Consider the following 20,578-nt stretch of genomic DNA (forward strand, 5'->3'; position numbering starts at 1 on the left):
CCTGGGTCCTCAGCCCAGGACGGACTCCATGACGGCCTTCAGTTCGGTTTCGCCGAAGGCTTCCGCGGCCTCGATGTCGACGATCTCCAGCAACCGCACCAGGTCCGGCAGCGACCAGTCGGGCCCGCCGCGCAGCGTCTCGGCTGTCTTCAGCAACCGCGCGGCGTCCTCGGTCCGCCCGATCCGCGTGGCGTGATCGGCGATGCTCACCATGGCCTGCGCCAGGTACATCGCGTCGCCCGAGGTCATCCGCACGGCGTCGCGTCGTCGTTGCGCGGCCGTGGCCAGGTCACCGGCCTCGGCGTCGAGATAAGCCCGCGACAGCAGCACCGTCGCCTGGAAGGACGGGTGCACCGACAAGTGGCGCAACATCCCTTCGGCCCGGTCGAACTCCGCCCGTGCCCCGTCGGCGTCGCCACGCCACCGGGCGATGTCGGCTTTGGCCTGCGCCAGCCCGGCGAGCGCGTCCGGGTACACGACCACCGCGGCGTCGCGGTCGGCCTGGGCCAGGGCCGCGTCCACGGCCTCGACGTCGCCCAGCAGCCAGTGCAGCTGCGCCTGCCGCGCGCGCAACCACAGCACGTCTTCGAGGGTGCCGATCTCGGACACGACCGTGGCGGCCTCGCCGTAGTACTCGATCGCGAGCCGCAGCTCACCGCGGCGGGCCACGAGGTCGGCGAGGTTGCCGAGCGCCAGCGACGTGCCCCAGCGTTCGCCGATGAGCCGGAACAGCCGCACGGACTCGGCGGCGTCCGCCTCGGCGGCCTCCTGCCCGCCACCGCCGGCCAGCAGCAGCTGGGCCCGGTTCATCCGCGCCTGCGCCCGAAGCCAGAGGTCTTCGTCCGTGAGGAGATCGTCCAAAGTGTCCAGTCGTGGCGCGACCCCGGTTTCGAGGCCGGACAACAGTTCCTGCAGCGAAACCATGAACCGCAGCACGGGGTGGCGCGTGGTCCGGTCGCTCAGCTCCATCGCGTTGCGGAGGTAGTCGTCGGCCGAGCCGAAGTCCGCGAGGCCGGCGGTGACGAACACGGCGGCGAGCGCGTTGGCCGCGGCCCGGTCCTCGGCGTCGACCTCACCCGGCGCGGCCAGCGCCGCCGTGATCAGCTCCTGGCCCTCGCCCTTGTGCCCGGCCAGCAGCCAGAACCACGCGGCGGCGATCACGAGCCGCACGGCCATCGCCGCGTCGCCGGCGGCGATGCTGCCGCGCACCGCCGAGGCCAGGTTGCCGTGGTCGGCGGCGAGCCGGGCGAGCCAGCCGAGCTGTTCGGCGCCGCGCAGGTGCGGGTCGGCCGTCTCGGCGAACCGCGCGAACCACTCGGCGTGGGCGCGCCGGACGGACTCGCGCTCGCCGGCCTCGTCGAGCCGTTCGGCGGCGTAGGCCTTGATCGTCTCCAGCATCCCGTACCGCGGCTCGCTCGCCTGCGACACGACGAGAAGCGATTTGTCGACCAGGGCGGCCAGCAGGTCTGCGGTGTCGTCGGTCTTCGCGACGGCGGCGGCCGCGTCGGCCGTGGCGCCGCCGGAGAACACGGCGAGCCGGCGCAGCAGGGTGCGTTCGGCTTCCGAGAGCAGCTCCCAGCTCCAGTCGACGACCGCGCGCAGCGTGCGGTGCTGCGGCATCGCCGTGCGGCTGCCGGCGTTGAGCAGGCGGAACCGGTCGTCGAGGCGCGCGGCCAGCTGCGCGATGGTGAGTGAACGCAGGCGTGCCGCCGCCAGCTCCACGGCCAGCGGCATCCCGTCGAGCGCGCGGCATATGCGCGTAACGGCCTCGACCGTGGCTTCCGCGACCTCGAACCCGGGCCGCACCGCCGCGGCGCGGTCGGCCAGCAACCGCACCGACGCGCACGACATCGCTTCCGTCACGCTCGCGCCCTCCGGCGGCAACGCCAACGGCGCCACGGGCCACAGGGCCTCACCCGTCACGGCCAGCGGCTCACGGCTCGTCGCCAGGATCCGCAGGCGCGGGCACTCGCCGAGGAGCCGGTCGGCCAGCTCCGCGGCGGCGTCGACCACGTGCTCGCAGTTGTCCAGCACCAGCAGGACCTCGCGGTCACGCAGCACGCTCACGGCCCGGTCGGCGGCCGTCCCGCCGGCGACGAGCCCGAGCTGCCCCTGTTCACGCAGGCCGAGGGCGCTGAGCACGGCCTGCGCGACGTCGGCGTCGGCGACCGGCGCCAGCGCGACGAACCAGACGTCACCCGGCGTGCGGTCGAGCAGCGTGCGCGCGGTCTCGGTGGCCAGGCGCGTTTTCCCCGCGCCGCCCGGCCCCGTGAGTGTGGTGAGCCGGTACTCGGCGACGAGCTTGACGACTTGGGCGACGTCGGCGTCACGACCGACGAAACTCGTGAGCCCGGCACGCAAGTTGGTGCGCGCCTCGGACTGGGTGTCCACAGAGGACTCACGCAGGATCTCGGTGTGCAAGGCGGAAAGCCGAGCCGACGGGTCGGTGCCCAGCTCTTCGGCGAGCGCTTTGCGGAGGCGCTCGTAGACGGTCAACGCGTCAGCCGGCCTCCCCGTGGCACACAACGCGCGCATGAGCGCGGCGGCGAGGCGTTCGCGCAACGGGTGTTCCGCCAGGAGGGCGGTGAGCTCCGCCGTCAGCTCCTCGCCGCCGCCGCGCCGCAGCTCCGCCTCGGCGTGCTCCTCCACCGCGGCCAGGCGCAGCTCCGTGAGCCGCGCGATCGTGCCCTGGAAGTAGGCGTTGTCCGCCACGTCGGCCAGCGCCGGCCCCCGCCACAGCCCGAGCGCCTCGGCCAGCGCGCTGGTGTCGCGCCGCCGGACGAGCTCCTCGAACCGCACCACGTCGATGTCGGCCACCACCCGATACCCGACCGCCGCGGCCTCCACGACCACCCCGGCCCTCCGCAACCGCGACACGAGCGCCTGCAACGCATTCCCCGTCGACGGCGGCTGTTCTCCCCACACCGCGTCCACCAGCCGCCCTGCCGGCACCACCCGCCCGCCATCCGCGGCCAACGCACTCAGCAACGCCCGCAGCCGTGCACCCGCGACCTCGACGGGCGCGCCGTCGTCCGTCCGGACCTCCAGGGGGCCGAGCAAGCTGATCCGCACCGCTCGATTCTGCCCGGTCTCGGGGCTGGGCGCGTCGGGGATATCCCGGATTCTGTCGGGCTCTGTCGGCCTCGGGCCGGTCTGGGGTTGGGTGCCCGGAAATCTGCTCGGAGCCGCCCCGGCAGCGCTCGGGCTTTGTCGGGGGTGGCCGATGGACTGGACAAGGGCACGCCCCCTAAAGAGGGCGGGGGCCTGTCCGGCGGGGGATGGGGCCGGGGCGCAATGTTCGGCGGCTTGGTGCGGGACGAGCCTCCGTCGAGAATTACGCGTGCGGTATGGGTAAGTTACGTTCGGTGAGCACGCGAGGACGACCATGACTTACCCACCGCAGCAGGGCGGGCAGTATCCGCAGCAGCCCTACCCCCAACAGCCGTACGCGCAGCAACCACCGCCCTACCCGGCCGAACAACCGCCGTACCCGCAACAACCGCCGTACCCGCCCCAGCGGCAGCCGTACCCGCAACAACAGTGGGTCCAACCCGGCTACCCGCCGCAGCCCAAGAAGCGCAGGCTCCTCTGGCTCTGGATCTCCCTGGGCGTAGTCGTCGTCCTGGCCGGCGGCGTCGGCATCACAGGCTTCGTCGCGCCCGGGTTTTTCCTCAACAAGAACCACCCGGTCGGCGCCGCTCGCACTCTGGCTGAGCCGCAGTTCATGAACGAGCTGCTCGGCAAGCTCAACGTCCACGACCTCGCCGGGGCCGCCGCGTATGTGTGCGCGTCGGCGGACGAGAGCCCGGCGTCGCTGGTGCACGGGCATTTCGCGGACCCGAACGTGGGGCACTATCGCGTCCGGGAGGTCGAGCCGCTGCACGAGATCACGCAGTTCGTGCACGTCGACTCGGACTATCCCGGAAACCCGATGCCCTACAGCGCCACGTTCATGCTGCGGCAGGGTCCCGACGGCGGTTTCTGCCTCTTCGGGGTCATCTGACCGGCGGCGACACCCCACCGCAAGCCGCGTCGTTCCCGTAGGTTGGCGCGGTTCGTACCTACAGTGGCCGGGTGACTACGCCAGCGCAGCACAAGCGCGAGCAGGCGACGGCGCGCGTCGCCCGGGTGCAGGAGGCCATGCGGGCGGGGCTGGGCGCCCTGCCGGAGGCCGGGGACGAGCGGACGCGCGCCCTCGACAGCCTGGTCGACGCCGCCGAGGACCTGTTGCGCACGGAGCGTGAGGTCGAGATCGCGACTGAGCAGGTGCGCGCGGCGAAGCTCGAGGCGCGGCGGGCCGGCGCGCAGCGGCTGTCGCTGTACCTGGCGGCGGCGCCGGTCGCGGTGGGGATGGTCGTCGGGGCGCTGATGCTGTTCGGCGGGATCGGCGCGGTGTGGGTCCTGTTCGCGCTGCCGCTGCTCGGCGCCGGGCTGCGGATCGCGCTCGGGGCGCTCGGGCCGACGCCGCTGATGGTCGACCGGCGGCTGCGCGCCGCGTACGTGGGGGCGGCCGCGGCGGGGCTCACGGGCGCGTCGCTGCTGGTCCCGGGCGCCGTCCAGGCGATCCTGGTCGTGCTGGCCGCGCTCGCGACCGTGGCCACCGTCGTGTTCCTGGTACAGGAGGTCCGATGACCTACTCCGAGTACTACCCCGACACCGAGTACTACGAGGAAACCGAGGAGTCCGACAGCGAGTTCGACGCGCTGTCCGAAACCGTCGACGGCATGCAGGAAACCGTCGTCGACCTCGAGTCGCGCACCGGGCGCGAGCTGACGGAGCTGCGCGAGACGTTCGAGTCCTTCTCCGACGCCCAGGTCCGCCACGAATCCCGCCTCGACGTGGCCACGCGCCAGCTCGAACGTCTACGCCAGCGCCTGCAGCTGCTCGAACGCGCCGTGCGCGTGTCGGAGAAGGTGCCGGTGGTGGACCTCGACGACGTCGGGCCTGCCTTGCGGAAGCTCGCCGCGGACGCCGAACGTCGCCACGCGCTGGCCGCGCAGCTCATGACGGCCAACCAGCGCCGTCCGTACGAAGAGGACATCGCGCGGCTGCCGCAGGCGCGCGAAGCGTTGGCAGAGAGCGAAAACGCGCTCATCAACGTGCTCGCCATCCTCGCGTCCACCCAGCACGGCGACGAAAACCGCGGCAGCGCGCAGGCCCGACTGTCCGAAGTGGTCGCCCGCCGCCGCGGTGTCCTCGACCGGCATCTGCCCGCCGCGATCAAGGACGCCGAGGCCGCGCAGCAGATGCTGACCGCCGACGACGTCACGCGCACCCGCGTGCTGCCCCAGATCGAGAAGTCCGAACGCGACTGGGAAGAGCTGCACTCCAAGCTGCGCGAACGCATCACGGACGCGATCGGCTCCAGCGCGCTGCTGCCCGTGTGGTTCACGCACGCGTTCGGCGTCGCCCCGCCGTCCGGTGCGGCGGGGGACCGGTGGATCCGCGCGGCGACGTCGGCGCTGGCCTACCGCGTCACCCACGGCGTGACCGACCAGGCGCTGCCGCTGGGCGAGCCCCCGGCCGACGACACCGACTGGACCCAGCCGCAGTGGTCCTGGCGCGCCCGGCTCGAGCAGGACATCGAGGACCTCGACATCAGCGGGGACTGGCTGTCCTGATTGGTGCGAATCCGGCCACAGCCACGCCGGAAACTGGCGTTTGAGAGGGTCGCGCGCCCAGGTGCCGCCCTGCTTTTGGGCGGAGTGGCAACTAGGCCTGCGCGATCCGCACCAGGTTCCCCGCCGGGTCGCGCACGGCGGCGTCGCGCACGCCCCAGAACTGGTCGGTCGGCTCCTGCAGCACCTCGGCCCCGGGCGCGGCGGCGACCTTGGCGAACGTCTCGTCGAGGTTGTCGGTGCGCAGGTTGATCGTGCCGAGCTCACCCTTCGCGAGCAGCTCGGCCACGGTGTCGCCGTCGGCCTTCGAGCGGCCGGCGTGCGGCTGTGACAGCACGATCTCGATGTCGGGCTGGGTCTCGGTGGTGAGGGTGACCCAGCGGAAGCCGTCGTTGGCGACCTCGTTGCGCACCTTGAAACCCAGCGTGTCCCTGTAGAACGCGACGGCCGCGTCGGGATCGTCGACGGTCACGTGCACGGCGGCGATGGAAACAGTCATGCCGTGAGGTTATGCGGGCGCGCCGACGGACGCTTCTCCAAAACTGCTCTGCCGCGGCGCGCCGCCGGTCTTGCGCGGGCGCGACGCCACCATCGTCTGGCACGGCGGCACCGCGGCGACGTGCTCGTGGTTGCGTGCCCGGTACGCCGAGGGCGTGTCGCCGACGAGCTCGGTGAACCGTGCCGAAAACGAACCGAGGCTCGTACACCCGACGGCGAAGCAGGCTTCGGTGACGGTGAGACCGTTGCGCAGCAGTGTCTTGGCGCGTTCGATGCGGCGGGTCATGAGGTAGGAGTACGGCGTCTCGGAGTACGCCTCGCGGAACCGGCGGCTGAAGTGCGCCGTCGACATCAGCGCCGTGCGGGCGAGCGCGGGCACGTCGAGGGGTTCGGCGTACTCGCGGTCCATCCGGTCACGGGCCCGGCGCAGTCTGCGCAGCTCGTCGAGGTCGGCGCTCATGGGCTCCATTCTGCACTGCTCAGCGTGGTTCCTCCGGCGTTTCGTTCGAATCGGGCACGAGCGAGCGCTGCGCCCACGCCACGTCCCGCCACGCTCCGTGTTTCCACCCGATGCGCCGGTACGTGCCGACGGGCTCGAACCCCAACGCCCGGTGCAGGCCTTCGCTGGGCTCGTTCGGCAGCGTCATCCCGGCGACGGCCGTCCGGAACCCGCGCTCGGCGAGACGGGCGAAGAGCGCTTCGTACAGCGCGCGGCCGCCACCCGTGCGTCGCCGCCCCAGCTCCAGGTACACGCTCACCTCGCACGACCAGCGGTACGCGGCGCGCTCCTTGAAGGGCCCGCCGTACGCGTACCCGGCCACGCGCCCGTCGATCTCCAGCACCAGCCACGCGTGCGTCTTCGCGGCGCGCTTGATGCGCTCCGCCATCTCCGCGCCGGTCGGCGGCTCCGTCTCGAACGTGATCGTCGTGTCGCGCACGTACGGCGCGTAGATCTCGGCGCACGCCTCGGCGTCGCGCTCGTCGGCGTCTCGGATCAGCATGGTTCACTATAGTAGCGGGTATTGACTGTTATAGTGTCACCTTGTGACGGACCCCCTGTCGGCCTCGCTGGCCGCGACCTTGCGCGACGCCCGCCTGGCCCACGACCTCTCCGCCGGCACCCTGGCCGAACGCTCGGGCGTCTCACGCGCCATGATCGGCAAAATCGAACGCGGCGAGGCCCAGCCCACGGCGGTGTTGCTGAGCCGGCTCGCGTCCGCACTGGGCCTGACCCTGTCGGAACTCATCGCCCGCGCCGAGGCCGGCTCCGACCGTCGCCTCTCGCGCTTTTCGGCTCAACCGACGTGGACCGACCCGGTCACGGGCTACGTGCGCCGCGCTGTCTCACCGCCCGGCCCCACGGAACTCGTCGAGGTCTCCCTGCCGGCCGGCGCTTCGGTCGGCTTTCCCGCGGATTCGTACGCGTTCGCGGACCACCAGATCTGGGTCCTGTCGGGCCACCTCCGCTTCGTCGAGGGCCCCACCGTCCACGAACTCGACGCGGGCGACTGCCTGCACCTCGGCCGCCCGGCGCCGTGCACTTATGTGAACCCGACCGCGGACGCTTGCCGATATCTGGTGGTGCTGACGAAACGATGATCTCCGCCAGTTCGGGCATGCGCTAATCGAGCACCACACTCACGGCACCCTTGGCCCGGCCTGCAGCTTCGTCGGCGCTTCCACCCGTTCCGGCAGCCTGGTCGCGGCCGCCGCGCGAATGGCCCACCGCTGTTCGGTGCCGTCGATGTGGCGACTCTGCTTGCTCTCGGTGCGGTGCGGTGCGGTGCTGGGTCTGGGGGTGCGTTCGCTGCGTCAGCTGGGGTTTGTGACTTTGCGTGTGGCGCCGTGCGCCTTGGCTGCCACAGCGTTCCTGCGACTCCGGACTTTCTGGAGTCGTTAGTCTGACCTTTCGGCAACACCTCACGTCCTGCCGACTGCTAACCTCTGCCGCAGCCGGGGGACACACAGCCCCCGCCCTCCCAAGGGGGGCGTCCCCACGTCCAGTCTACCGGCCGGCACCGACAATTTTGGGAGAGCCGCAGCAAAGCAGGATAGTTGTCCACAACTCGGGACAGGCTGTGGATGGACCGCGCCAGGCAGCGGGTAGCAGTCCGTTCGCAGCCAACGGTTTCACGGCCATACAAGTAATCCGAGCGTCAGCGGCCACAATTCAAAGCCCGCACCATCGCCGTCGGCCCGCACTCAAACCTGCCCACGACGTACCCCACAAGCATGATCCCCAAGACCGATCACAAAAAACCGGCCGGCACCCCCAACAGGCACCGGCCGGCAAACCACATAAACCCTCAGACCAACTCAGGAATCACCTTCGACGCAAAGAGCTCAATCCCCGACCGGTCATACGCCGCCTCCACGAAGTAGGAGATCGCGTAGGTCATGCCGAGGCCTTCCATTTCCTTCAGCCGCTCCACGATCTGCTCCGGCGTGCCCACCAGCGGCCCCTTCGCGAAGCTCTCGTGAGTGGACTCGAGCACGTCCGCCGGCAGATAAGGCTCGTAGTGGGAACGGATCCACGCCAGCCGGTCCTGCACGTCCTTCTCGGTTTCGCCGATGACGACGTTGTAGTTGGCCGAGCGGACGATCGAGCCGAAGTCCGTGCCGAGGTCCTTGCAGTGGCCCTCCAGCACGGAGGACTTGTGCTTGAAGCCCTCGACGTCGCCGACGAAGTTGGTGTACTGGGCGTACTTCGCGGCCGTGCGCAGGGTCTTCTTCTCGCCGCCGCCGGCGATCCACAGGGGGATTCCGCCGTCCTGCAAGGGAAGCGGGCGGGAGATGGCGCCGTCGACCTGGTAGTGCTTGCCGTCGAGGGTGGCTTTGCCCTCGGTCCACAGCTGGCGCATGATCTCGACGCCCTCGTCGAGCATGCCGAGGCGCTCGCCGGCGCTGGGGAAGCCGTAGCCGTACGCGCGCCACTCGTGCTCGTACCAGCCGCCGCCGATGCCCATCTCCACGCGGCCGCCGGAGATCACGTCGATGGTGCTCGCGACCTTCGCCAGGTACGCGGGGTTGCGGTACGCCATGCAGGTGCACATCTGCCCCAGCCGCACGCGCGAAGTCGCGGCGCCGTAGGCGGCCATCAGGCTCCACGCCTCGTGGGTGGCTTCGTCGCTCGGCACGGGCACGGTGTGGAAGTGGTCGTAGACCCAGATCGACTCGAACGGTCCCGCGTCGGCGAAGCGGGCGAGGTCGAGCATGGTGGTCCAGTGGTCGGCCGGGTCGATACCGACGAGGTCGTGACGCCAGCCCTGGGGAACGAACATTCCGAATCGCATGGCCCCGACCCTAGGCCTGGAGTGCGCTCCAGGTGCGGCCGAACCGGTGATAATTCACAGTTTCGGCAGCTCCTGCTCCACACCCAGCAACGCCGCGAACGGATCACCGACGGTCTCGACTCGTTCGAGGACTGTCCGAATCGTCCAGTGGTCGGGGGTGAGTTCCGGGTCGTCGAGCTCGTCCCACTGCAACGGCACGGAAACCGGCGCCCCCGGCCGCGGGCGGACGCTGTAGGGCGCGACGAGTGTTTTGTTCAGCACGTTCTGCGTGTAGTCCAGCCGTGCCTTGCCCCCGCGGCGGTCCTTGTGCCACGCCCAGCTCACCAGATCGGGCAGCGTCCGCCCGATCGTCTTCGACACGGTCTCGGCCCACTTGCGCGTTTCCGCATACGTGTAGCGCGGTTCCACCGGCACCCACACCTGGATCCCGCGCTGTCCCGTGACTTTCGGCAGCCCGATGAGCCCGAGGTGCTCCAACGCCGTGCGGTGGAGGCGGGCCAGCGCGAGCACGTCGTCGAACGACGTCTCCGGGCCGGGGTCGATGTCGAACAACGTCCACGTGGGGTGCTCGACGTCCTCGATGCGCGACGTCCACGCGTGCAGCTCGAGCGCGCCGAAGTTCGCCAGCCACGCCAGGTCTGCGACGCCCTCGGGCACGAGGTACTGCTGCACGTCATCGGCGTCGGCCTTGTCGTAGTGCCAGCGGTGCAGCCACTTCGGCGCGTGGTCGGGCACTTCCTTGTGCCAGAAGCCGGGTTTCTCGATACCGCCGGGGAACCGGTTGGTGTTGAGCGCGCGGTTGGCGAGGTACGGCAGCATCGTCGGGCCGATGCGCGTGTAGTACCGGATGAGGTCGCGTTTGGTGATCGGGTCTTCACCCTCGCGGCCGGGGACGAGCACCTTGTCGAGGTTGGTCAGCGCCAGCTTCCGGCCCGCGACGGCCCAGCTGCCGCGCCCGTCCAGCTCGTCGAGGGCGTTCAGCTCCGCGGGAGACGCGGGGGTGAACTCCGGCGTGAGCCGCACCTCCGCCTCGGCCGCGGGCAGGTCGGCGCGCCAAAGGGCCGGGGGAGCGGCTTTGATCTCGTCGTTGGTCAGCCCGCTCTTCACCGACTTCGGGTGGTCCTCGGCGTCCCAGCCGGCGGACGCGTGGTCGTCCTGCTTGTGCAGCAGCAGCCACTGCTTCCCGTCGCCGTCGCGGCTGGGGTGGATGAGCACGAAGCGACCGGCGAGCTTCTCGCCGAACAGGTCGAAGTGCAGGTTGCCGTCGGCGAGCGCCTGCTCGGGGTCGTCGGTGTCGACGGCCTCCCACGTGCCGCGGTCCCACACGATCACGTCGCCGCCGCCGTACTCGCCGTGCGGGATCACGCCCTCGAAGTCGGCGTATTCGAGCGGGTGGTCCTCGACGTGCACGGCCATGCGCCGCACCTTCGGGTCGAGCGTCGGGCCCTTCGGCACGGCCCAGCTGATGAGGACGCCGCCGAACTCCAGGCGCAGGTCGTAGTGCCGGCGGCGGGCGCGGTGACGTTGCACGACGAATCGGTTTCCCTGCGTGGTGGCCGCGTCGCCGCCCGCGGGCTCGGCGGTGCGCTGGAAGTCGCGCATCTCGCGGTACTTCTTGAGCCGCTCCGCCGCAGAGTCCATGGTCCGCCCTCCTCAAGGCAGCGTAGGACACTTTCGATCAGCGAGCTTGGTCTTCGGGCGGGGTCAGCGCGTCGGACGCAGCCTGGCTCGGCGTCGCGCGGTGGCGGCCGCTGCGGCGCACGTGGCCCTCCTCGCGCAGGCGTTCCACCATGTGCGGGTAGTGCAGCTCGAACGCGGGCCGTTCGGAGCGGATGCGCGGCAGCTCGAGGAAGTTGTGCCGCGGCGGCGGGCACGTTGTCGCCCATTCCAGCGAGTTGCCGTAGCCCCACGGGTCGTCGGTCTCCACGTGGGCGCCGAAGCGGTAGCTCTTCACCACGTTCCAGATGAACGGCAGCACCGAGGCACCCAGGATGAACGCCCCGATCGTGGAGATGGTCTGCATGAGGGTGAACCCGTCGGTGGGCAGGTAGTCGGCGTAGCGGCGCGGCATGCCGGCGTCGCCGAGCCAGTGCTGGATCAGGAACGTGGTGTGGAAGCCGATGAACGTCGTCCAGAAGTGCCACTTGGCCAGCGGTTCGTCGAGCATGCGGCCGGTGATCTTGGGGAACCAGAAGTAGATGCCGGCGAACGTGGCGAACACGATGGTGCCGAACAGCACGTAGTGGAAGTGGGCGACGACGAAGTAGCTGTCGTGCACGTGGAAGTCGAGCGCGGGCGCGGCCAGGATCACGCCGGTGAGCCCGCCGAGCAGGAACGTGACGAGGAAACCGATCGACCACAGCATCGGCGATTCGAAACTCAGCTGTCCTTTCCACATCGTGCCGATCCAGTTGAAGAACTTGATCCCCGTGGGCACGGCGATGAGGAACGTCATGAACGAGAAGAACGGCAGCAGCACGGCGCCGGTCGCGAACATGTGGTGCGCCCAGACGGTGGCGCTCAGACCGGTGATGGCGATCGTCGCGAACACCATGGTCCGGTAGCCGAACAGCGGTTTCCGGCTGAACACCGGGATGATCTCCGTGACGATGCCGAAGTACGGCAGCGCGACGATGTAGACCTCCGGGTGCCCGAAGAACCAGAACAGGTGCTGCCACAGGATCGCGCCGCCGTTGGCCGGGTCGAACACGTGCGCGCCGATGTGTCTGTCGGCGAGCAGCCCGAACAGCGCGGCCGTGAGGATCGGGAACGCGAGCAGGATCAGCACGCCGGTGAGCAGGATATTCCAGGTGAAGATGGGCATCCGCCACATCGTCATGCCGGGGCAGCGCAACGTGACGATCGTCGTCACCATGTTGACCGCGCCCAGGATCGTGCCGAGGCCAGAGATGATCAACCCGGTGATCCACAGGTCGCCGCCGATGCCCGGCGAGTGGATGGCGTTGGACAGCGGCGTGTACGCGGTCCAGCCGAAGTCGGGCGGGCCGCCGGGCGTGAGGTAGCTGCTGATCACGATCAGCCCGCCGAACAGGTACAGCCAGTAGGAGAACGCGTTCAGGCGTGGGAACGCCACGTCGGGCGACCCGATCTGCAGCGGCACGACGAAGTTGGCGAAGCCGAAGAGGTTCGGGGTCGCGTACAGCAGCAGCATGATCGTGCCGTGCATGGTGAACAGCTGGTTGTACTGCTCGGGTGACAGGAACTGCATGCCGGGCTGGGCGAGCTCCGTGCGCATCAGCAGTGCGGTGAGGCCGCCGATGAGGAAGAACGCGAACGACGTCGAGAGGTAGAGGACGCCGATCGTCTTGTGGTCCGTCGTGCGGGCGATCTTCAGGATCTGCCCGCCCTTCGGTCCCCGCCACGCCGGGCGCAGCGGAACCGGAACGGGCCTGGTCACGGTGTCGGCCATCGGTCCTCCCATCAGGGCGTACCCATTGTGGGCGCGATCACGAGGAGGGGGTGGGGCCGTTTTTTCAACGCACTTCGGTGCGCCGGCTACCTCTGCACGTCGTCCGCGACGCAGGCCTGCACGTGGGTGCGCCCGGAGTCGTCGGCGGCGGCGCAGGCCTCGACGTCCGTGGTGGCGGTGGCCTGCTGGAGGAGGCTGTAGAGCTGTTCGCGCTGCTCGACGCTCAGCGCGCAGAGCACCTCGTCCTCGACGGCGGCCATGGCGAACTCGGCCTTGGCCAGCTTCTTCGCGCCGACGTCGGTGAGCTCCACCACGTGCCGGCGCCGGTCCTCGGGGGAGCGGCGGCGCTCGATGAGGTTGTCGGCCTCGAGGTCGTTGAGCAGGCCGACGAGGTTCGTGCTGTCGATGCCGAGCGTGGCGGCCAGCGCCTGCTGGGTGCTGCTGCCGTGGTCGCGCAGCACGGTGAGCGTGAGCAGGTGGCGGGGGCGCAGGTTCATGGGCGTCAGCACCGATTCCGCCCGCGTGCGCACGCGGCGCGAGAGGTGGTCGAGCAGGGCGCCGCACCGGTGGGGCGGCTGGTTGACGACCGGGAGCGAGGCCATGCGTCCAGTATACGAGAACTCGCTAGTCGTCCATGTGCTATAAATGGTTTGCCCTACACAAACGATCTATGGATGGCGAACGAGATGCCTCACCTTCTCCACATCGACTCCAGCATCAGCGGCGACCGCTCGGTCAGCCGAGCGCTCACCGCCCGCGCCGCCGCCGCGTGGCGAGCCGCCCATCCCGACGGCACCGTCACCTACCGCGACCTGGGCGCCAACCCGGTTCCGCACTTCGACGCCGCGTCCGGCCTCGCCCGCGTCGTGCCTGCCGAGCAGCGCACGGCGGAGCAGAACGAGTCGTGGAAGCTCACCGAGGAGCTCGTCGGCGAGGTCCGCGACGCCTCGACCGTGCTGCTCGGCCTGCCCCTGTACAACTACGGCGCCCCGAGCGTCGTGAAGGCCTGGGTCGACCACCTGATCGCGCCCGGCCTCGCCTTCGACCCCGCCACGGGCACCGGCCTGCTCGACGGCCGCGAGTTCCTCGTCCTGGCCTCCCGCGGCGGCGGCTACGGCGAGGGCACCCCGCGCTTCGGCTGGGACCACGCCGAGTCCTGGCTTCCACACGGCCTCGCCATGACCGGCATCGAGCCGCGGTTCATCTCCGCGGAACTGACCCTCGCGGACACCAACCCGGCGATGGCCGACCTGCGCGACCTGGCGGCCGAGAGCCTGGCCGCGGCGGAGCGGGAGATCGACGCGCTCTGGACCCCGGTCAACGCGTAGTCGCTCCAGGGACGAACGCCTCGCCACGGTCCTCGAGGGGGAGGCCGTGGCGAGTTCTTTTTCTCCGGCGGTGGGGTCCATAGTGGACCCCGACGTGAAGTCGATCACCTGTGCTTGCCGTGATCCGCGACGGGCGTAGCTTGGCGTTATGTCGGACGCCGGGTCGTCACCACTGGACGCCGCTTTCGCCCAGCTGCTCGTGGACAGCTACCGCCGCGTGGTCGGCACACCACTGATCGACGCCACGGCGGACGCCGCCCACCACCTCTACGCGGACGCCCCCTTCGGCCTCCTCGCCCACGACACCTCCGACGACCCCCGCTTCACCTACGCCAACCTCGTCGCCCAGCACGCGTTCGAACTCGACTGGACCGAATTCCGCGGCATGCCCTCCCGCCTCTCCGCCGAACCGGACCGCCAGGAAGACCGCGACGCCCTCGTCGAAGCCGTCACCACCCACGGCTTCGTCACCGGCTACCGCGGCCGCCGCATCGCCAAGTCGGGCCGCCGCTTCTGGATCGAAGACGTGACGATGTGGAACCTCATCGACGACACCGGTGTGAAACGGGGGCAGGCGGCGGTTTTCGGTCGCTATACGGCTGCCTGAGGCTGCTTCTGGGTGCGCGCTGTTGGCCGGGTGTGGACGGTTTTCCTTGCTGTTCGCGCGGAATTCACCTGCGAGGGTGCGGGTGGGTGGTTCGTCGGTTGGGACGGGAACGCGGCCGCGCTGTCGGTTGGGACCGCCGCCGCGCTCTCGGACGGCGCTCGTCTGCGCCGTTGCGCTGGCGCGCGGGATCGCTGCCACGCCGTTGGGCTTGGCCCGGGAACGTCGGCGCGCTGCCAGACGAGCGTGAGATTGCGCCGCTCGGCTGGCGTGCAGGAGTGCTGCCGCCTCATGATTTGGCGCGGGAGCGTCGCCGCACCGTCGAACGAGCCGGCCGCCGCGTCCTCGGTCTAGCGCGCGCGAGCGCCGCTGTCCCTTGGACGTGACGCGGGACCCCCCATGGCTGTCAGATCGGCACGCCGTTGCGCCACTGGACCGGCGCGCAGAAGCCCGGCCGCCTCTTGGCACGGCACGGGCGCGTCTCCACCCTGGAGTTCGGGTGCGCTGCTGCCCTGGCGGGTTGGCGGGTGGGACTGCCGCCGTCCCTTGGCTGGGCGCGGTAGCGCCTCTGCGCTGTCGGATGGGCGCGCAGCCGCACCGTTGAGCAGGCGTGCGCCGTCGAGCAGGCGCACGCGAGCGCTGCTGTCCCTTCGGCGTGGGCGCACGAGCGCGTTGCCGCTTTGTCGGATAGGCGCGCCGCGCCGTTTGCGCTGACTCGAGCGCCGCCGCCCTTCGGCGCGGGTGTGGGTGCACCGGCGCGTTCACACTCTTTCGGGTGGGCGCGCTGCCGCGCCGCTGGGCTGGCGCGGGATCGCTGCCGTTCCTTCGGTGCGGGTGCGGGCGCACCGGTGCGTGGCCACTCTGCCGTGCGCGCCCGCGCCGCGCCGTTAGATGATGTCGCTGTGGCGGATGCGGTACACCTGCAGCCGCAGGTCGTAGTACTTCGTGGTTTCGCCGACCCACTGCATGCCGAGGCGTTTGGCGGTTGCGATGGCGCGTGTGTTGGAGGGGCGTGCCACGGCGAAGAGTTCCTCGGTGTCCTGGGTGAACGCCCACTCGATCAGCGCGCGTGCCGACTCCGTCGCGTAGCCCTGGCCCCAGGCGTCCGGGTGCAGCTGCCAGCTCAGCTCCAGGTCCTCCTGGAAGGGCGGCAGCAGCCGGATCCCGAGGCCGCCCACGACGGCGCCGTCCGACGTGCGCTCCACGGCCCAGCGGCCGCGCGGCGGGGCCAGGTTCGGCTGGGCTTCCTGCCACGCTTGCAGCACCGAGCGCATCGCGGCGACGTCGGTGACGCGGTCCATCGCGGGCGTCAGCCAGTGGGTGACCTCGTCCGTGCCGTAGATGCGGAACGCGGCTTCGGCGTCGTCGATCGACCAATCCCGGATCACGAGGCGGTCGGTGGCCAGAGGCATGTCCATGGCTGAACGGTACGCCGAAACACCCCTCCACCGGCGGGTGATCCGTGGCACCCGCCGCGACCCGTGGGGCGCTGACCCTCGCGGCTTCGTCCTAGTGGCCTCCTGACTCCATCGTCATAGCTTCCTCACAACCTCCTGCCACGCTCACAACGTGCGTTCATCCATCTCCTTCTTCGTCGCCGGCGCCGCGTTCGTCCTGCTCAGCGCCTGCTCCGGCTCGCCCGCCGCGCCGCAGGTCGCCACGCTCGACACGGGCAGCGCCTCCGCGGGTGCCCCCGCCGCGTCGCCGGCCACCACGGCCGACTCCGACGCCGGTCGCCCGCAGCTGCGCCTCGACAGCTCGCCCGACGAGAAACAGTCCTACTGGGACGCCTACGACTCCTGCCTCCGCACCAACGGCCACGCCGTCCTCGACGGACGGCACGCCGGCCCGGTCGGCGACCCGAACAGCCCGCCCGCCCTCGACATGAACGACGACAGCCCCCAGTCGAAGAAGGCCGAGGCGGCCTGCAAGAGCAAGCTGCCGCTGCAGCCGCCGGAGCTTTCCCCGCGGACCAACCCGAAGTTCAACGACGAGTTCCACGCCATGGTCAAGTGCATGACCGCCAAGGGCGCCCACGTGCACGTGGCCCCCGACACCAGCGTCGACCCGGACGGTCTCACCTGGCAGATCGACGACGGCTCGTCCGACACCTACGACAACCTCGACAAGCTCGCCGACCAGTGCCAGCAGCAGGCGTTCGCGAAGTAGGTCGCGTACGGTGACCCTCGTGGAAATCTGGGTCAACCCGCGTTGCTCGAAGTGCCGCTCCGCCGTGTCGCTGCTCGACGAGGCCGGCGCCACCTACACCGTGCGCCGGTACCTCGAGGACCCGCCGACCACGGCCGAGCTCGAGGCCGTGCTGGACCGGCTCGGGCTCGACCCGTGGGACATCACGCGCACTGGCGAGAAGGTCGCGACCGAGCTCGGCCTGAAGTCGTGGCCGCGCACGCCCGCCGACCGTGCTCGCTGGATCGAGGCGCTGGCGGCGAACCCGGCGCTCATCCAGCGCCCGATCATCACGGCCGACGACGGCACCACAGTCGTCGCCCGCGACGAGGAGACGGTCCGGTCCGTCCTGGGCTGACGCCTCGCTCCGCGTGGGTGGTCTGCTTCGGTCATTCGCCTCCTGATGCGGTTCTCTCCGCGCTATGACTTCAGTGCTCGTGTCTCGGAGCTGTCGTGTGCCGTGCTGCCTTGTACTCGTTGACGTGTTCATTGAGTTTCGCTGCGTCGCTGGTGTCTCAAAAGTATCATAAAGCGTCTCAATAAAGCTAGTCCTTGAGATGGCGGTACACCGTCGCCCGGGAAACGCCCAGCTCATCGGCGATCTTGGCGGCCGAGAACCCCTGGTCGTGCAGCTTGCGGCACATCACGAGCAGGTTGCCGGTCATCACGGTCGGCCTGCCGCGCCCGGTGTGGGGGCTGGGTTCGTCGAACAGGCGGTGGACGCCGTCGAGCACGGCGGCGCGCAGTTGCTCGGCCGGGCGGTCGGCATACAGGACCACCGGGTCGCTCAGCATGGCGATGGCTTGCGAGGCGCGGATGTCCAGGTTGAGGTCGGAGTCCGGGCCGGCCACGATCTTGTTCGCGCGCAGCATGCTGTCGCGGAAGCGGTCGAACACCGACTGGGACGCGGTCAGCCCCAGGTCACGCAGGTTGAGCCGCAGCAGATCGCGGTGCCGTAGCCAGACGTCGAGCAGACCTTCGAAGATCGCCTCGCGGGCCGCTTGCCGGTTCGCGCCGAGCGCCTCCGCCGCGTTGACGGTGGCTTCAAGGTCGACCAGCATCGGCTCGGCCATCGCGGCCATGATCTCGGCCTTGCCCGGGAAGTGGTACAGGACCGCGGTTTTGGTGACGCCGACCCGTTCGGCGATCTCCCGCACGGAGGTCGCGTGGTAGCCGTTCGAGGCGAACAGGTCCATCGCGACCTGCAGGATGCGCGCGCGGGTGTCGGGCGGCACGACTTCGTTCATGGTGTCGAATCTACCTCCTTGCCTGACCGGTGGACAGGCGTGTACCGTCGATCCTGACCGACGGTCAGGAGGACCGCGGCGAGAGGGGATGACGGATCATGACCACGAAGACGGCGCTGATCTCCGGCGCGGGAGTCGCCGGACCCACGCTTGCCTACTGGCTGGCGCGTGCGGGGTACCGGCCGACCGTGGTGGAGCGCGCGGCGGGGCTGCGTTCGAGCGGGAGCCCGGTGGACGTCCGCGGGCCGGCCGCCGAGGTCGCGCGGAAGATGGGGCTCACCGATCAGCTGCGGAAGGCGGCCACCTCGGTGCGCGGCATGAGGTTCGTGAACGATCGGGGGAAGACCGTCGGGCGCGTGGCGATGGGCGACGGTGGAGGCACCGACGTCGAGCTGACGCGCACGGACCTCGCGCGCATCCTGTACGAGGCAAGCATCGGTGACGCGGAATACGTGTTCCACGACTCCGTGACCGGACTCGAGCAGGACGAGGGCGGGGTCGACGTCACCTTCGAACACGGCTCGTCGCGGCGGTTCGACCTCGTGGTGGGCACCGACGGCCTGCATTCCGGCGTGCGCCGGCTGGCCTTCGGCCCCGAGTCGGAGTTCGTCGAGCACATGGGGGTGTACGTCGCGACCATGCCGCTCGACGAGCCGGTGCCCCACCGGAGCGAGATCGTCATGTACAACTCGCCGGGCCGTGCGGTGGCGGTGCACCCGTCTCGGGAGCGCGGGATCGTGGCGTTCATGTTCCGCCACGCGGCGGTGCCGGGCTTCGACTACCGGGACACGGAGCAGCACAAGCGGTTGCTGGAGACCGCGTACGCCGAAGCGGGGTGGCGGGTGCCGGAGCTGCTCGACCAGGTGCCCGCTGCCGGCGACCTGTACCTCGATTCGGTTTCGCGCGTGCGGTTGCCGACCTGGGCCGCGGGCCGGGTCGTGCTGGCGGGTGATGCAGCGTCGTGTGTCTCGCTGTTCGGTGACGGGTCGACGCTGGCGATGGCCGGCGCGCACAAGCTGGCCACCGAGCTGGCGGCGAGTCCGGATGATCCGGTGGCGGCGTTCCGGCGTTATGAGGCGACGCACCGGAAGTTGGTGAATCCGAGGCAGCGCAACGTTCCTGTCGCGGCCGCGATGCTGATTCCCGCCACGCGGGCGGGGATGGCGGTGCGGAACTTCGGGACGCGGTTGGTGCCGTTGGTCAATGCCGCGCAGAAGCTGGCCCTGGCGAAGAGCGCGTGACGGGGTGGTTCCTGGTGGAAAGGGGGTGATCGGAATTCGGTGGACAGCGGGTGGGCCGGTGGTTTGGATCTGAGCCATCGACCCGGGGAGGCCTGTTGACCGCAGGGGACATGTCGTCCGATGAAGTGACGATCACGGTGGAAGTGGTGCGGCGGCTGGTCGCCGGGCAATTTCCGCAGTGGGCGGAGCTTCCGGTCGTGCCGGTGCCGTCGCCGGGAGTGGACAACGCCACCTACCGGCTGGGCGACACGATGTCCGTGCGGCTGCCGCGGTTCGCGCGGTGGGAGGGACAGGTGGAGCGTGAGCAGCGGTGGCTGCCGCGACTCGGGCCGCGCCTGCCGTTGACGGTTCCGGTGCCGTTGGCGCAGGGGGAGGCGACTGCGGAGTATCCGTTTCCGTGGTCGGTCTACCGGTGGCTCGACGGGCGCCGTCCCGACCCGGGGCAGCTCGCCGACCTCGGTACGGCGGCTGCGGACCTCGCGGAGTTCTTCCTTGCGTTGCAGGCGATCGACACCGCCGGCGGTCCGCCGCCGGAGTGGAGCAATGGCTTCCGCGGGGTCGGCATGGACGACGAGCGCGACTCGGCCGTGGTGGAGTCGCGGGTGCGTCCGTGGCTCGCCGCGCTGGAGGGCCGCATCGACACGGCCGCCACGGCACTGTTCGAAGCCGCGCTCGCGGTGCCCGCCTGGGACCGTCCGCCGGTGTGGGTGCACGGCGATCCCGCGCCCGCCAACCTCCTCGCCCGAGACGGCCGCCTCACCGCGGTCATCGACTTCGGCACCCTCGCCATCGGCGACCCGGCGGCCGACCTCATCGTGGCGTGGACCCTGCTCGACGGCCCGTCCCGCGCGGTCTTCCGCACCAAGCTCGCCGTGGACGACGCGACGTGGGCCCGCGGCCGCGCATGGGCCCTGACGGCGTTGCTGCCCGACCCGAACCGCCCCGCCGGCGCCACGGACACCGCGCGGCTGGAGGAGCTGCTCGCGGACGTGGAGTAGCGGCGCCACACCGCGCTCCGGTAGCGGGATTGGTTCGGTGGTGGATCGCGTGGTGGCCGGGCAGCCTTGGCTGGACGAGCTGCTTGCCGAAGCGGAGTAGCGGCACCGGGCCACCGCGACCGCAGGCCTGGTTC

20 protein-coding genes are annotated in these 20,578 nt (G+C 70.4%); 10 read left to right on the forward strand and 10 right to left on the reverse strand.

Going from position 1 to position 20,578, the window contains the following annotated elements:
* Positions 1–9 precede the first annotated feature (9 nt).
* Entirely contained in the window at positions 10–3,072 is a 3,063-nt protein-coding gene (locus ACQPXB_RS07500; RefSeq protein ID WP_432850348.1) for a BTAD domain-containing putative transcriptional regulator, read from the reverse strand.
* A 313-nt stretch (positions 3,073–3,385) separates the two neighbouring features.
* Here ACQPXB_RS07500 and ACQPXB_RS07505 point away from each other — a divergent pair, with 313 nt between their 5' ends.
* From ACQPXB_RS07505 to ACQPXB_RS07515, 3 genes are all read left to right on the forward strand, one after another.
* The gene (locus tag ACQPXB_RS07505; protein ID WP_432850350.1) at positions 3,386–4,003 is read left to right on the forward strand and encodes a hypothetical protein; all 618 of its coding nucleotides are present in this window, start codon (positions 3,386–3,388) and stop codon (positions 4,001–4,003) included.
* Positions 4,004–4,074: 71 nt separating this feature from the next.
* Positions 4,075–4,632: a hypothetical protein gene (locus ACQPXB_RS07510; protein WP_366578802.1), complete on the forward strand. Its 558-nt coding sequence runs from the start codon at positions 4,075–4,077 to the stop codon at positions 4,630–4,632.
* On the forward strand, positions 4,629–5,621 hold the full coding sequence (locus tag ACQPXB_RS07515) for a hypothetical protein (RefSeq protein ID WP_432850352.1): 993 nt from the start codon (positions 4,629–4,631) through the stop codon (positions 5,619–5,621). The genes ACQPXB_RS07510 and ACQPXB_RS07515 overlap by 4 nt, the downstream gene beginning before the upstream one ends.
* A 91-nt stretch (positions 5,622–5,712) precedes the next feature.
* On the opposite strand, the gene ACQPXB_RS07520 is transcribed toward ACQPXB_RS07515, so the two are convergent.
* From ACQPXB_RS07520 to ACQPXB_RS07530, 3 genes are read right to left on the reverse strand one after another with little or no spacing between them, the layout of a single operon-like run.
* Complete coding sequence (locus ACQPXB_RS07520) at positions 5,713–6,117, reverse strand: VOC family protein (RefSeq protein ID WP_364057973.1); 405 nt, start codon at positions 6,115–6,117, stop codon at positions 5,713–5,715.
* Positions 6,118–6,126: 9 nt separating this feature from the next.
* A complete protein-coding gene (locus tag ACQPXB_RS07525) occupies positions 6,127–6,576 on the reverse strand; it encodes a helix-turn-helix transcriptional regulator (RefSeq protein WP_432850354.1) in 450 nt (149 codons plus the stop codon).
* Positions 6,577–6,595: 19 nt separating this feature from the next.
* Positions 6,596–7,117, reverse strand: coding sequence for a GNAT family N-acetyltransferase (locus ACQPXB_RS07530; protein ID WP_366578808.1), 522 nt, complete (start codon positions 7,115–7,117; stop codon positions 6,596–6,598).
* 43 nt (positions 7,118–7,160) lie between these two features.
* Between ACQPXB_RS07530 and ACQPXB_RS07535 the strand changes: the two genes are divergently transcribed.
* Positions 7,161–7,715, forward strand: coding sequence for a helix-turn-helix domain-containing protein (locus ACQPXB_RS07535; RefSeq protein WP_366578810.1), 555 nt, complete (start codon positions 7,161–7,163; stop codon positions 7,713–7,715).
* A 707-nt stretch (positions 7,716–8,422) separates the two neighbouring features.
* On the opposite strand, the gene ACQPXB_RS07540 is transcribed toward ACQPXB_RS07535, so the two are convergent.
* The 4 genes from ACQPXB_RS07540 to ACQPXB_RS07555 all read right to left on the reverse strand — a co-directional run bounded on the left by ACQPXB_RS07540 (position 8,423) and on the right by ACQPXB_RS07555 (position 13,441).
* Complete coding sequence (locus tag ACQPXB_RS07540; protein WP_432850357.1) at positions 8,423–9,409, reverse strand: LLM class F420-dependent oxidoreductase; 987 nt, start codon at positions 9,407–9,409, stop codon at positions 8,423–8,425.
* Between the two features lie 54 nt (positions 9,410–9,463).
* Entirely contained in the window at positions 9,464–11,050 is a 1,587-nt protein-coding gene (gene ligD / locus ACQPXB_RS07545) for a non-homologous end-joining DNA ligase (protein ID WP_432850359.1), read from the reverse strand.
* Between the two features lie 37 nt (positions 11,051–11,087).
* Entirely contained in the window at positions 11,088–12,839 is a 1,752-nt protein-coding gene (gene ctaD, locus ACQPXB_RS07550) for an aa3-type cytochrome oxidase subunit I (RefSeq protein ID WP_432850361.1), read from the reverse strand.
* Between the two features lie 86 nt (positions 12,840–12,925).
* Entirely contained in the window at positions 12,926–13,441 is a 516-nt protein-coding gene (locus tag ACQPXB_RS07555) for a MarR family winged helix-turn-helix transcriptional regulator (RefSeq protein ID WP_386949048.1), read from the reverse strand.
* Between the two features lie 84 nt (positions 13,442–13,525).
* On the opposite strand from ACQPXB_RS07555, the gene ACQPXB_RS07560 reads away from it, so the two are divergent.
* Both ACQPXB_RS07560 and ACQPXB_RS07565 read left to right on the forward strand, forming a co-directional pair.
* On the forward strand, positions 13,526–14,167 hold the full coding sequence (locus tag ACQPXB_RS07560; protein ID WP_366578819.1) for an FMN-dependent NADH-azoreductase: 642 nt from the start codon (positions 13,526–13,528) through the stop codon (positions 14,165–14,167).
* Between the two features lie 148 nt (positions 14,168–14,315).
* A complete protein-coding gene (locus ACQPXB_RS07565) occupies positions 14,316–14,774 on the forward strand; it encodes an MEKHLA domain-containing protein (RefSeq protein WP_366578821.1) in 459 nt (152 codons plus the stop codon).
* Between the two features lie 884 nt (positions 14,775–15,658).
* Here the strand turns inward: ACQPXB_RS07565 and ACQPXB_RS07570 are convergent.
* Entirely contained in the window at positions 15,659–16,189 is a 531-nt protein-coding gene (locus ACQPXB_RS07570; RefSeq protein WP_366578823.1) for a GNAT family N-acetyltransferase, read from the reverse strand.
* Between the two features lie 151 nt (positions 16,190–16,340).
* Between ACQPXB_RS07570 and ACQPXB_RS07575 the strand changes: the two genes are divergently transcribed.
* Together ACQPXB_RS07575 and ACQPXB_RS07580 are read left to right on the forward strand one after the other, a co-directional pair.
* Entirely contained in the window at positions 16,341–16,940 is a 600-nt protein-coding gene (locus ACQPXB_RS07575; protein ID WP_432850364.1) for a hypothetical protein, read from the forward strand.
* Positions 16,941–16,959: 19 nt separating this feature from the next.
* Positions 16,960–17,316 (forward strand): arsenate reductase family protein, encoded by a 357-nt coding sequence (locus ACQPXB_RS07580; protein ID WP_432856484.1) that lies wholly within the window; start codon positions 16,960–16,962, stop codon positions 17,314–17,316.
* Positions 17,317–17,503: 187 nt separating this feature from the next.
* Here ACQPXB_RS07580 and ACQPXB_RS07585 read toward each other — a convergent pair whose 3' ends face one another.
* Positions 17,504–18,205, reverse strand: coding sequence for a TetR family transcriptional regulator (locus ACQPXB_RS07585; protein ID WP_432850366.1), 702 nt, complete (start codon positions 18,203–18,205; stop codon positions 17,504–17,506).
* A gap of 98 nt (positions 18,206–18,303) precedes the next feature.
* On the opposite strand from ACQPXB_RS07585, the gene ACQPXB_RS07590 reads away from it, so the two are divergent.
* Together ACQPXB_RS07590 and ACQPXB_RS07595 are read left to right on the forward strand one after the other, a co-directional pair.
* A complete protein-coding gene (locus tag ACQPXB_RS07590) occupies positions 18,304–19,446 on the forward strand; it encodes an FAD-dependent monooxygenase (protein ID WP_432850368.1) in 1,143 nt (380 codons plus the stop codon).
* 95 nt (positions 19,447–19,541) lie between these two features.
* Entirely contained in the window at positions 19,542–20,444 is a 903-nt protein-coding gene (locus tag ACQPXB_RS07595) for an aminoglycoside phosphotransferase family protein (RefSeq protein WP_432850370.1), read from the forward strand.
* Positions 20,445–20,578 lie beyond the last annotated feature (134 nt).

Source organism: Amycolatopsis sp. CA-161197, assembly GCF_050942255.1.
In the GTDB taxonomy this organism is placed as follows: domain Bacteria; phylum Actinomycetota; class Actinomycetes; order Mycobacteriales; family Pseudonocardiaceae; genus Amycolatopsis.